At 56.8% G+C, this 12231-nt stretch carries 9 protein-coding genes, 1 pseudogene and 1 riboswitch; of the genes and pseudogenes, 7 read left to right on the top strand and 3 right to left on the bottom strand.

Features of this window, described 5'->3' with window-relative positions; genetic code table 11:
• Positions 1-90 precede the first annotated feature (90 nt).
• Positions 91-1065, top strand: coding sequence for an alpha/beta hydrolase (locus ACG98I_RS12105; protein ID WP_394720860.1), 975 nt, complete (start codon positions 91-93; stop codon positions 1063-1065).
• Between the two features lie 116 nt (positions 1066-1181).
• Here ACG98I_RS12105 and ACG98I_RS12100 read toward each other — a convergent pair whose 3' ends face one another.
• Entirely contained in the window at positions 1182-2354 is a 1173-nt protein-coding gene (locus ACG98I_RS12100; protein ID WP_394720861.1) for a globin domain-containing protein, read from the bottom strand.
• 491 nt (positions 2355-2845) lie between these two features.
• Between ACG98I_RS12100 and ACG98I_RS12095 the strand changes: the two genes are divergently transcribed.
• A complete protein-coding gene (locus ACG98I_RS12095) occupies positions 2846-3835 on the top strand; it encodes an iron-siderophore ABC transporter substrate-binding protein (protein WP_394720862.1) in 990 nt (329 codons plus the stop codon).
• Here ACG98I_RS12095 and ACG98I_RS12090 read toward each other — a convergent pair.
• Complete coding sequence (locus ACG98I_RS12090) at positions 3832-5460, bottom strand: alkaline phosphatase D family protein (protein WP_394720863.1); 1629 nt, start codon at positions 5458-5460, stop codon at positions 3832-3834. The genes ACG98I_RS12095 and ACG98I_RS12090 overlap by 4 nt on opposite strands.
• Positions 5461-5644: 184 nt before the next feature.
• A riboswitch (TPP riboswitch) is annotated at positions 5645-5755 on the top strand.
• Between ACG98I_RS12090 and ACG98I_RS12085 the strand changes: the two genes are divergently transcribed.
• The 5 genes from ACG98I_RS12085 to ACG98I_RS12065 all read left to right on the top strand — a co-directional run bounded on the left by ACG98I_RS12085 (position 5747) and on the right by ACG98I_RS12065 (position 9759).
• Positions 5747-6436, top strand: a complete 690-nt coding sequence (locus tag ACG98I_RS12085; RefSeq protein WP_394720864.1) for a thiamine phosphate synthase — start codon at positions 5747-5749, stop codon at positions 6434-6436. Its footprint overlaps the riboswitch before it by 9 nt.
• A complete protein-coding gene (gene thiO / locus ACG98I_RS12080) occupies positions 6433-7593 on the top strand; it encodes a glycine oxidase ThiO (protein ID WP_394720865.1) in 1161 nt (386 codons plus the stop codon). Before ACG98I_RS12085 ends, thiO begins: the two co-directional genes overlap by 4 nt.
• A 37-nt stretch (positions 7594-7630) precedes the next feature.
• Entirely contained in the window at positions 7631-7828 is a 198-nt protein-coding gene (gene thiS / locus ACG98I_RS12075; RefSeq protein WP_394720866.1) for a sulfur carrier protein ThiS, read from the top strand.
• Between the two features lie 2 nt (positions 7829-7830).
• Entirely contained in the window at positions 7831-8613 is a 783-nt protein-coding gene (locus ACG98I_RS12070) for a thiazole synthase (RefSeq protein WP_394720867.1), read from the top strand.
• Positions 8614-9759 (top strand): ThiF family adenylyltransferase, encoded by a 1146-nt coding sequence (locus ACG98I_RS12065; RefSeq protein ID WP_394720868.1) that lies wholly within the window; start codon positions 8614-8616, stop codon positions 9757-9759.
• Here the strand turns inward: ACG98I_RS12065 and betT are convergent.
• A pseudogene (gene betT, locus ACG98I_RS12060) lies at positions 9756-12057 on the bottom strand (choline BCCT transporter BetT). The gene ACG98I_RS12065 and the pseudogene betT sit on opposite strands and share 4 nt — an antisense overlap.
• Positions 12058-12231 lie beyond the last annotated feature (174 nt).

Genomic DNA, 12231 nt, shown 5'->3' with positions numbered 1-12231 from the left:
AAATCGGCTCTAGGGCAGAGATTGTGATCTCTCCTCTAGAGCCTGTTCTTGCATCGCGTTTGGTGAACGGTACTAGGTACTAGCTGAACTATGAGTGACAAACTAGAAGGCATGAATAGGAAATCCACAGTTTGTGTTCACCCCGACGCCCAAGACTTTGTCGATTCCCAAGAATCGGGACCACCGATTGAGACACTTGCGCCGGAGTTGGTGAGGAAAGCGCAGCACGCCGGGCTGAGCAAGCGTGGTGTGCCGGCTGAGATGGCATCGGTGCAAGATATTGAGATCGCTGGAGTGCCGGTGCGCGTCTATGAGCCCTTTAATGAGGAAACATCAGCTTCCCAAGCTGAGAGCGCTACCGTGCATCCGGCCTTTGTTTACTTCCACGGTGGAGGCTGGGTGATCGGTGACTTGGATTCGGTGGACTCCACGGTCCGAGCAATTGCAGAGGTATCGGGAATCATGTGCGTGAGCGTGGATTATCGACGCGCGCCTGAGAATCCTTTCCCGGCGGCATTGGACGATTGCATGGCTGTGGTGGATGCGTTGCTGGCAAGAGAATCCGGATTAAGCGTTGATTCGGGCAAGGTGGCTATCGGTGGTGATAGTGCTGGTGGAAACATCGCGGCAGTTATTGCGCAGCAGCGGCGCGAACAGGTTGCTCACCAGGTGCTCATATATCCGGTGATGGATGTCTCCAGTTTTGATACGGCATCGCATGAGACATTCGCTGCCGGCTTTGGAAATACGCGTGGGGAGTTGTCGTATTTCTATGATGCCTATGCAGCGGATGCTGATAGGCGCGATGTGCGATTATCGCCAGGGCTTAATACTGACTTGAAGGGATTGCCGCCGGCAGCAGTAATCACCGCGGAATGCGATGGTCTGCTGGATGAGGCAACTGTTTATGCTCGGTGCATGATTGAAGCCGGCAATCAGGTGAGCGTTCTTGAGTTCAAGGGACAGGTACATGGGTTCGTGCACATGGGCGCAATAATTGAGGATGCGAATGTGGCGCGCAGGCTCATTGGAACTGAGCTCAAAGCAGCGCTCGCAAGCCACTAAGTGTTTGCGAGCGGGATATGAAAAGCCGTTGACCCGGACATTAAAGGTCAACGGCTATTGCTGTGATGCCTCGGCGCACGGAAGCGGGAGGAGTCATGGTGCGCCGTGACAAGTTCTTAGTTGATCAGCCAATCATTGGGGCTAAACAGCTCAAAGTTGATGGAGGCAGGCTTTGCTTCATCATCAAGGGTGTCGATGTTGCTGCGGATGGCCTGCAGGAAGCTGGTGCCGCCACAGATATACACGTCGGCGCCGCCGAGGTTATGCGCGGTGACATCGAGCTTCTCACCATTGTTGCGGACCGCTGAGACCAATTCGCAGTGGCCGAGTTGCTCAGCGAGTGCGCGGACGTGGCCTTCTTGGGCCCAGGACTCGGCGGAATCATCGGCATGCAAATAGAGCACCGAACGGTCCGACTGCTGCTGGGCAAGATAGGACAGCATGCCGACCATCGGGGTGGAACCAATCCCGGATGAAATCAGGACAGCGGGACGGTTGGAATCCTGCAGCACCAGCTCACCCGCGGCGAGTGTGGCTTCAATGGTATCGCCGACTTCCACGTGATTGCGCAGGTGAGCGGATACTTCACCTTCGGTCTCCACCGCGATGCGGTATTGCTTCGCATCGCCACCGATGATGGAGTACTGACGCAGCTGGCGCGCGCCATCAGGCAGCTTCACGCCGATAGAGGTGTACTGGCCCGGCTGTGGTTCAGTGAAATCGCCCTCCAGAACATATTCAGTGACAAGGTCGGTGAGGGGATTCTTCTCCAGGACCTTGGCGGCGCGGAAGACATCGCCAGGTTCAACACCATCGGAGGCGTACAGATCCTTTTCGTGCTTGATTAGGACATCGGCCATGATCCAGTAGACCGCGGACCAGGCTTCGGCAACCTCGGCGGTGACGGCATCGCCTAGCACCTCAGCCACTGCAGCGAGCAGATTGTCATGCACAACCTGGTATTGCTCAGGTGTGATGCCAAGAGAAACATGCTTGTGCGCGATGCGGTTGAGCAGATTCACCGGATCCGGCGCATTGGGGTCCACCAGCATGGTCGCAAAGGTTGCCACCGATGCCGCGAGTGCCTTTTGTTGTTCGCCGGATTTCTGATTGCCACGGTTGAAGGTATCGCGCAGCAACTCCGGATGAGCGGTGAACATCTTGCCGTAGAAAGTATGCGCGATGGTCTCAATCTTTTCGCCGACCGCTGGAAGCGTTGCTTTGACTATCTCCTCATGGGCAGGGGATAGGCGTTGGGCCTTGGTGTCGGGCATCGATGTGACGAACATGAATCTCCTTGAATCTAAACCAATGGAATAAACACGACTTTATTCGGTCTTATTCAATTTTCAACGAAGGTTGGATATCAGGGTTCGGGCTCGGGCGGGGTTGGGTGTCCATTTGGGGGTATGCGGATTCTAATTTGGTAGTGGTCAGAAATGGGCGACAGGGAGATGCTTGGGCGGTGGAGAATTGTGCAGGTGGGTAGCGGTTTCTAAAGTTATTGACTCAAGTGGTCGGTGGCTTGTCGGTGAGTGGCGCTGACCTTTGGGGTGGGCAGGGTTGGTTAGATTCTCTGGGTGCTGAAAGTGACATTTATCAAACCGATTAATTAACTGGCCGGGTGAATAAACACGGGCATTTCGGGGGTAACTATCTGCGGGGTGGTGGGCGCCTTTGTCGGGGTCAGGCTTTTGGGTCGGCGAGGTATAAGGGTAGGCTAGCCTAATAGGCTTTAGGGTTGGCTGCAAGCGGAAAATGCATAAAGAGAGCTAAATAAATGAAGAGATTTTCACGGGTATCTGCTGCTGCGGCGGCATTGGTGGCAACGGCTGCGTTGGCGGTGGGTTGTGCGTCTGATTCCTCAACTGAAACTGCAAGTGTTGGAGCCGAAGGCGACGCACGCGTGGTGGACACCAAATTCGGCGAGGTAGAAGTGCCAGAAGACGCGGAGAGGATTGTGGCGTTGGGCTGGGGCGATGCCGAGACCGCGCTGGCGCTCGGCGTGCAGCCGGTGGGTGCATCGGATTGGATTGCCTTTGGTGGTGAAGGCGTTGGTCCATGGGCGGAGGGGCTCTATGACCAGGCGCCGGAGATCATCGGCACCATGGAGCCAGAGTATGAAAAGATTGCTGCTCTTGAGCCGGATTTGATTCTGGATGTGAAAAGTTCCGGTGAGCAGGAGCGCTATGACCGTTTATCCCAGATTGCGCCGACTGTGGGTGTGCCCGAAGGCGGGGATGCGTACCTGACGTCCGTTGATACCCAGGTGGAGATGATTGCGGCCGCCTTGGGTAAGGAAGAAGAAGGCCAGCAGCTACTAGATGATGTGGAAGCGAAATTCGCGGAAGCAGCCGAGGCGAATCCAGAGTTTGAAGGCAAGACCATCACGGTTGGTGCGCATACCTCTGAAGGCTGGGGTGCATATATCAGCAAGTCGGATCGCGTGAAATTCGTGGAGAAGCTCGGGTTTACACCAAACCCTGAGATTGAGGCGATGGAACCAGACGGGTTCAGCGTGGATATCGCTGAAGAGAACTTGAACGTTCTGGATTCGGACCTGCTGGTGATGTTCCCGATTTATATCCCAGCCACCGATGTGACTGATAATGAGCTCTTTAAGCAGATACCGGCTGTTGAAGATGGTCGGGCCATCGTGTTCACCGATGTGCAGGAGGATATCTCCAATGCCTTCTCACTGAACTCAGTGCTGTCTATTCCTTATGCCATCGACAAGGTCGTGCCACTGGCACAAGAAGCATTGAGCTAAGACGTAAACCCAGTGCCCTTCTGCCAGGTCAGCGCGATAGTATCGGTGACTGTGGCATTCGGGTCACCGATAGCGGACACGCGCAGCCAGTGCATGTCCACCTCCTGTGGGCGGATGGTGACATAGGCATAGCCGTGGTGCACCAGGTCCACGTGGCGGCAATGGGGGTTTGCCGCCTGAATGATCCGGTGCGCCATGGGGGTCAGCGGATTGGAAGGCTGTAGTCCGAGTTCTTCATCCACATTCGGGGCAGAAATGGATGCGCAGACGAGCTCCGCACCAAAAGGCTGGTCACCGCGGTCGATGGAATGCGCCCACTCGGTGTGGATATCGCCGGTGAGGAAAAGCGGATTCGCGCCGGTGTTCTGATTATGCCTGGCCAAGGTATCCAACAAGCGGGAGCGCTCATTGGTGTAGCCATCCCACTGATCGCCATTGAGCGGCATGTTGGTGATATTTTCACTTAAGACTGCTGCCACGGAGGATGTCTGGGCATCGGCTTCCAGCGTCATGAGGTTGAGCGGGGAAAACATCACCGAATTGCCCAGCACATTCCAGGCCACATCCGAAGATTCAATCTTGCGGGTCAGCCACTGATATTGCTCGCCACCCAACATGGTGCGGCTGGGATCAGTCGCGGTGGATACGGATGCGGTGGTGTCTTTATCGCGGTAGGTACGCAGGTCCATGATGGTTAGCTCCGCCAAGTTGCCGAAGGTAAAAGAGCGGTAGATATGGCCATTATCAGATGGACTGGTGGCGCGCACGGGCATCCACTCAAAATAGGCCTGCATCGCGGCATCGCGCCGAGATTGCCAGGAACCATGCGTTGCCGGGTCATGGTTTTCAGCACCATCACGCCAAGAATTATTAGCGGTTTCATGGTCATCCCACACTACAATCCACGGCAGTGCCGCGTGAGCTGCCTGCAGGTTCGTATCGGTGCGATATTGCGCATAGCGGCGACGATAATCCTCCAGGGTGACAATCTCATGCTGAGGATCATGAATGCGTACCGGGCCATTGCCGGCGTATTCGCCGGTGCCATATTCATAGATATAGTCACCGAGAAATACCGTGGCATCAAAAGCATCAGCGCGCTCGGCCATATCCCGGTAGGCGCTGAAATAGCCAGACTCCCAATTGGCACACGAGGCCACAGCCAAGGTCAATTCATCCAGAGGAGTGCCGGGCGCCGGTGCTGTTTTGGTACGGCCAGTCGGGGAGACCGTGCCGGCGTATTCACCTGAGCGCACGAAGAAGCGATAGAAATACACCGTCGCTGGTTGTAGATTCAAGGGGTCGATGTGGATGGTGTAATTGGAGGAGGCATCGGTAAGCACTGCTCCCGATGCCACGATGGCGGCAAACTCCCTATCGGCAGCAACTTGCCATTCGACGCTGACCTGCGGTTCATTCGCGGTGATGCGCGTCCAGAGGACAATGGAATTGGATATTGGGTCGCCGGAAGCCACGCCGTGGGCAAAGGGCGGCGGGGCAAGCTGTGGTTCGGGCCGGTTCGCTGTTGCAACAGGGAAATTGCTAGCGGTCAAGGTTGCCGCTGCGGTGGTGGTGCCAGCGGCATAGAGCATAGTTCGGCGCGAAAACTTCTTCACGTTATTCATCGTGGGGCTTGCGCGAAGGTCCGGCAACTTGGGAAAAGAAAATTCTTGTCTGGTTAGTTCGCGGTTTACCTAAACGTTAATTGTGCTCATCGCCGCACTTCTAATCAGAGTGAAAGACCAGCTTACAGGCGCGGTGGATGTGATGTTGTTGACAAAACTACCCAGGCGCGCTTGACTGGTTGCCACGTACCTCAACGGGTGCCCAATGCATTGGGCTGAGATGGCGCTAAAGCAGCGCGGGACCGTTTGAACCTGTTGGTTAATACCGTCGAAGGAAGAGAGGGGCATGTTAGTGCCTGCGTTAGATCTGCGCTGCTACATGATCACCGGATACGGCAGTGATGCCGATATCATCGCCACCGCCCGCAGTGCCGCCCATGGTGGTGCGGGCGTGATTCAAGTTCGTTCCAAGCCCATTGATGCAGGCCACCTGCTGGAACTTTCAGAAAAGATTGCTGTGGCGGTGGCGGATATCAACCCGCAGACCAGGGTGCTTATTGATGACCGCGTGGATATCGTCGCCATATTGATGCGCCGCGGGATTCCCGTCCACGGTGTGCACGTGGGGCAAAGTGATATTCCGGTCACCGCGGTGCGTGAGCTGCTGGGACCTGAGGTAATCATCGGGCTGACCACCGGCACCGCGGAGCTTGTCACCCAAGCCAATGAGCACGCAGACATCATTGATTATATCGGCGCAGGCCCATTTCGTCCCACCCCAACCAAAGATTCCGGGCGCCCGCCCATCGGGCTTGAGGGCTACCCGCAGCTGGTTAAGCTTTCACGCTTGCCGATGGTCGCCATCGGCGACGTTCAACCCTCCGACGTGAAGGCGCTTGCCGGAACCGGGATTGATGGCGTAGCGATGGTACGTGCATTCAGCGAAGCTCATAACCAAGGCTCTGAGCAGGTCAAGAGCCTTGCTGGGCAGATTATTGCTGACTTTGATGCTGGCCGGGCAGGTGTTTGTGCATGAGCCGCGCGATAGTCATTGGTGGCGGCATTATTGGCCTTGCCACCTGCTTTGAATTCCAGGACGCCGGATTTGAGGTCACGCTCATCGATCCGGACTCGATTTCTGGTGCGACCCATCATGCCGGTGGAATGCTGGCGCCCACAGCTGAGGTGCAATACCAGCAGCAATCCCTGGTGCCTTTGATGAAGGAGTCCGCGCAGCTTTATCCGGACTTGATTCATCGCGTTGCAGCACATACAGACTTACCCACGGGCTATCGCACCGAGGGCACATTACTCATTGGTGCCGATAGAGCAGATGCGCAGCACTTAAATGACCTGATTTCCTACATCCAGGCTGAAGGCTTAGAGATTGATGCTTTGACCACGCGTGCAGCGCGGCAGCTAGAACCAGCGCTGTCCCCACGGATTGCGCGCACCGCACTCATTGATGGTGACCACCAGCTAGACCCGCGGCTTTTCGCCCGCGCTCTTTTTGATGCCGTCTTAAACCGCGGTGCCGAGCATATCCGTAAGAAAGTGGTAGCTATTGCTCAAGAACCTGTCGGTGCCGGTGGCAGTGTCAGCGCTGCGGTGAGGTTGGAATCAGGCGAGGTCATTGAAGTGGGCCCTGATGACAAGGTGGTTCTGGCCGCCGGCTTGGGCGCTGCACACATCACCGGGTGGTTTGAGGGAGAGCATCCTTTACAACTGCGCCCGGTTTATGGCGATGTGCTGCGCGTGCGCGTACCGGAATCTTTACAGCCGTTGACCACGCGCGTGATTCGCGGATTTGTGGAAGATAGACCCATCTATGTCATCCCGCGCGAAGACGGCACGGTCACCATCGGTGCCACCAGCCGTGAGGACCAACCACATCCCAGTACGTCGGCGGTCCATGCTTTGCTGCGTGATGCCATCCGTGTAGTTCCGGGGTTGGAAGAAACGGAGTTCATTGAAGCCACCTGCGGTGCGCGTCCCGGAACACCCGATGACGTGCCATACCTCGGCAAAGTCGGGGAGAACCTGATTATCTCCACTGGCTACTTCCGCCATGGAATCTTGCTTGCAGCCTTGGGCGCGCGCACAGCCGTAGAACTCGCCACCGGCCACGAGGTATCGCCCGCAGTTGCGGCCTGCGATCCCTTCCGGCATGCCACTAGCCACGTGCATGCCTAACCCACACCCACATGTCATTTACTTAGGGGAGAGACCCATGATTACTTTTCACGTCAACGGCGAGGTCGTTGAAGCCCAGCCACTGAGCATTGCAGATTTGGTGGCAGAGCGCATTGGCAGTCCAGAAGGCGTAGCCGTGGCTATTGATGGCGCGGTGGTGCCGCGTTCACAGTGGAATCGGGACATCACCGATGGCGCTGCTATCGATATTCTCACTGCAGTCCAAGGCGGGTAAACATGCTGACTATCGCGGATAAGACGTTCAACTCCCATCTGGTTATGGGAACCGGCGGGGCAACCTCGCAGGAGCTTCTGGAAGAGTCCTTGCTGGCTAGTAAAACCGAGCTGACCACGGTGGCCATGCGCCGACATAGCGCCAACACCGGAGCCGGTGAGTCAGTTTTTGCGATGCTGCGCCGGCTTGGCATTGACCTTCTGCCCAATACTGCTGGCTGCCGCACCGCGCGTGACGCGGTCCTTACAGCACAGCTTGCGCGCGAGGCCCTGGGCACCAATTGGGTGAAAGTAGAAGTCATCGCTGATGAGCACACGCTGCTACCGGATACCACTGAGTTACTTGATGCCTGCGAGCAGCTGGTCATGGATGGTTTCACGGTGCTGGCATATACCTCCGATGATCCGGTGATCGCGTCACGGCTAGAAGATATCGGGGTCTCAGCGGTGATGCCTTTGGGCTCACCCATTGGAACCGGGCTGGGCATTTTGAACCCACACAATATTGAGCTGATTTGCTCGCACGCCGAGGTGCCTATCTTGCTTGATGCCGGCGTGGGCACCGCCTCCGATGCCGCACTCGCGATGGAGCTGGGCTGTGATGGTGTGCTTCTGGCATCCGCGATTAATCGTTCCCAAGACCCGGTCGCTATGGCTACTGCGATGTACCACGCGGTGGAAGCTGGCCGCTTGGCCGCTGGGTCCGGGCGAATTCCCAAACGTGAGCATGCGGTTGCCTCTTCAAGTTTTGAAGGCCTAGCAACCTGGTCAGAGCAGGTGTTATAGATGACCCTGCCAGAATCAGAACTCCGCAGGACAGCCCGGCACTTGGCGCTGCCTGGATTCGGGATTGAACAACAGCAGCGCCTTTATGATGCCCACGTGCTGGTCATCGGCGCCGGTGGTTTGGGATGCCCGCTCATGCAATCTTTGGCATCGGCCGGCGTGGGCACGATTACCGTGATTGATGATGACACGGTTGATATCACCAATATTCACCGCCAGATCCTTTTTGGTGCTGATGACGTGGGCCAGCTCAAGGTAGAGGTAGCCGCTGAGCGCCTAAGTCAGCTCCAACCGGGCATTAATGTCAATGCGCTGGCGAAGCGTTTGAACACCACCAATGCGGTGGAGCTCATCGGGTCGGTGGACCTGGTACTGGACGGCTCAGATTCTTTTTCCACCAAGTACCTGGTGGCAGATGCCGCCGAAATTACCGGAACACCCCTGGTATGGGCCACGGTTTTGCGATTTCACGGGGACTTGGCGCTCTTTCATTCCGGGCCGGATTATCGCGGCGTGGGCTTGCGTGATCTCTTCCCGCAACAACCCGATGCGGATTCGGTACCCGACTGCGCCACCGCTGGTGTGCTTGGTGCAACCACTGCGACGATGGGCGCCTTGATGGCCACCTACGCCATTGGCTATCTCACCGGCATTGGCGACATCACGCCGGGGGAGATGCTGAGCTATGATGCCTTCCCACCTCAAACGCGCAGCTTCCGCGTAGCAGCAGACCCAGAGCGTGCCCTGGTCACCGAATTACAAGAGAACTATAACGTTGCCCCAATTGGGGCAACGTGCGTAGCGAGCTCTCAAGCTCAAGAACTATTGGATGCTGTGCGGCGAGGGGAGATGCTTGCACTAGATATCCGTGAACCGCACGAGGTCCTGATTTCGGATGTACCGGACGGAATTGCGACGAAGAAGCTGCCATTGAGCGGCATCGACAGCGAAGATGATATAGCCAAGCTACTGGCGGATATTAAGCTGGACGTCGTGGTCTACTGCGCATCCGGGGTGAGAAGCAGCGCGCTTGTTGAGCGCTACTTCGATGTGGCCCAGCGCGCCGGGGTGAAGCTGGTCAGCTTGCCCGGCGGGGTTAATGGCCTTGGAGGGAACTTACCTAAGCTCGAGAGTTCCCGAGTTTAGAGTTCTTTGGGAGCCTCTGGCTCATTGCCGCTGACTTCTTCAACTGGGGCATCCACGGGTGCAGTACCGGCGACAGGTGGGGTGATGACCGTGTTGCTGAGGGCCTCGGCAGAGTAGCTCAAGAAGCCCAAGTGCGCCTCGAAGCGGTCAAGCACGTCATCGATGACCTGCTGCTGGTTGACGCCATAGAGGTCATAGCCTTCAGAGCCGGTGTGGGTAAAGACTTCCATGCGGTGGTACTTCTTCATCTGTGGTGCCGGGCGGGCACCGAAGATTGGTACTGGGGTTTCCACTGGTGCGACTTCATAGAGGAAGCTGCGGTGGTCGGGGATTTCCACGCGGAAGGAAGCCTCGGTTAGCGCTGTTTCTTCCTGGGCGCGGGTTTCCACGGTGACCAGGTAGCCTTCGCGGCGGAATTCATTGGCGACCTTATTGATCGCCGGGACCACGGTTTCAGTGGTGAACTTTTCTGCGGCGACATTATCTGGGTAAGAGCGCAGACTAGCAAGACGCTGGCGGATGGTGCGATCTGGGGTGGCGCCACCGGTAAAGGCCTCACTGCGGCGACGACGATGGTGGCCCTCGCGGTCAGCCTTTTCCATACGCAACGCGCGGGTGAAGGAGAACATCACGAGGTACGCCACGATGGTCACAGGCAGCGCGAAGATCAGTGTTGCGTATTCCATGGTGACCACGCCGCCCGCCATGAGCATGGCGATGGTCAGAACCGCAGTCAGTACTGCCCAGAAGATGCGCAGCCACTTTGGGCCGTCCTCACCCGGATCCGGGATGGAGGAGGAGAAGTTCGACATGACCATCGCGCCGGAGTTGGCCGAGGTCAAGTAGAAGAGCAGGCCAGACAAGGTAGCCAGACCAACCAGGAACATGGCACCTGGGAACATCTCGAGCAGCGCATACCAGCCCTGCTCAGGGCTTTCTTGGGCAAGCTCACCGAATTCGGTATTGCCCTGGAAGACGAACTCGAAGATAGCGGAATTGCCAAACAGTGAGACCATAACCAAGTCGCAGAGCACTGGAATGGTAATCGCTGCGACAATGAACTCGCGCAGCGTGCGGCCACGGGAAATACGTGCCAGGAAGAGACCCACGAATGGGCCCCAGGCGAGCCAGAATGCCCAGAAGAAGAGCGTATTACCGGACATCCATTCTGCGCCGTCGAGCTCATAGCCCATGGTTTGAGTCATGCGTTCCGGAAGAGTCCAGAAGAAGCGGCCGATGTTTTCCACCAGCGCATTGAGCAAGAAGGCGGTCTTGCCGGTGATGAGGATGTACAGCATCATCGCGCCAGCGACCCAGAGGTTGAGCTCAGAAATCAGGCGAATGCCCTTATCCATGCCGGACGTACATGCCGCGATGGTCACGACGACAGCAACAATGACGAGTGCGACTTGTAGACCCAGGCCCTGCGGCAGGCCGAAGAGAATAGAGAAGCCCACATTGAGCAGGACCACGCCAATACCCATGGAGGTTGCCACGCCTATGACCGTGCCGACTAGGACGACGATGTCAAGGACATCACCGGTGGCACCGCGCACGCGCTTGCCCAGAAGTGGGTAGAGGGCGGCGCGAACGGAAAGGGGCATGCCCCATCGGTAAGCGAAATAGCCCATCGCCATGCCCAAAAGAGAGTACATGGCCCAGCCGCCCATGCCGTAGTGGAACATGGTCCAAATAACGGAGTCTTGGAGGGCGGCGTCGCTGCCTGGTTCGGCATTAGGTGGGTTGACATAGTGGTTGATTGGTCCGCCGACGGAGTAGAAGAGCATATCAATGCCGACACCTGCGGCAAAGAGCATGGCAGCCCAGGTAACTAGTCCATACTGCGGGCGGGAGTGGTCAGGGCCCATGCGGACCTTGCCCTCAGGGGAGGCTGCCACCCAAATGACAAAACCAATGACAACCGTAACGGTAACAACATAAACCCAGCCCAGGTTGGTGCCGACCCAGCCAACGATGGTCTCCATCGTGCCGGCGGCATTATCTGGGGGCGAAAATAGCCCAGAGGGAGAAAGCAAAGATGATGACTGAGGCGATAATCAAGACCTGCCAGTTGACCTTAGGGCCACTGCGGTCCGCAATAGTGGGCCCATCCTTGAGCATATCTGCACTGGTTTTGGGTGCGCGTTGGTCTTCGCGCTCGGGGGTTATATTGCTACGTTGAATCGCGCGGCGCCCATCACGACGATTGTCTTTGTGGGTTCCGCCGAATTTTTCCCTATCCACCGTTGATTTGGAACGGTCGTGTTCAGGGGTGCTGCTGTCATGTGACTCAGCCATGCATACACACTGCCTTTCCATTTTTGATTATCAATTAAAGCGCCCGCCCAAAAAAGCCTTACTCTCCTCATCCGAAGGACAAGGAGAGTAAGGCGCTGGCATGTGAACTAGCGCATCTTAACACTTTAATCGATTATTTGCTAGTGATTAATAAGATTTACATCTCAGTTGATA

This window comes from Corynebacterium sp. L4757 (assembly GCF_043673995.1).
Lineage (GTDB): Bacteria > Actinomycetota > Actinomycetes > Mycobacteriales > Mycobacteriaceae > Corynebacterium.
The sequence above is the reverse complement of the archived record's forward strand: the minus strand, read 5'-3'. Positions and strand labels throughout refer to the sequence as shown.

Coding starts and splice junctions, on each gene's coding strand:
- ACG98I_RS12105 (WP_394720860.1), top strand. CDS start 91: ATGAGTGACAAACTAGAAGGCATGAATAGGAAATCCACAGTTTGTGTT.
- ACG98I_RS12100 (WP_394720861.1), bottom strand. CDS start 2,354: ATGTTCGTCACATCGATGCCCGACACCAAGGCCCAACGCCTATCCCCT.
- ACG98I_RS12070 (WP_394720867.1), top strand. CDS start 7,831: ATGCTGACTATCGCGGATAAGACGTTCAACTCCCATCTGGTTATGGGA.
- thiO (WP_394720865.1), top strand. CDS start 6,433: ATGAGCCGCGCGATAGTCATTGGTGGCGGCATTATTGGCCTTGCCACC.
- ACG98I_RS12085 (WP_394720864.1), top strand. CDS start 5,747: ATGTTAGTGCCTGCGTTAGATCTGCGCTGCTACATGATCACCGGATAC.
- thiS (WP_394720866.1), top strand. CDS start 7,631: ATGATTACTTTTCACGTCAACGGCGAGGTCGTTGAAGCCCAGCCACTG.
- ACG98I_RS12090 (WP_394720863.1), bottom strand. CDS start 5,460: ATGAATAACGTGAAGAAGTTTTCGCGCCGAACTATGCTCTATGCCGCT.
- ACG98I_RS12065 (WP_394720868.1), top strand. CDS start 8,614: ATGACCCTGCCAGAATCAGAACTCCGCAGGACAGCCCGGCACTTGGCG.
- ACG98I_RS12095 (WP_394720862.1), top strand. CDS start 2,846: ATGAAGAGATTTTCACGGGTATCTGCTGCTGCGGCGGCATTGGTGGCA.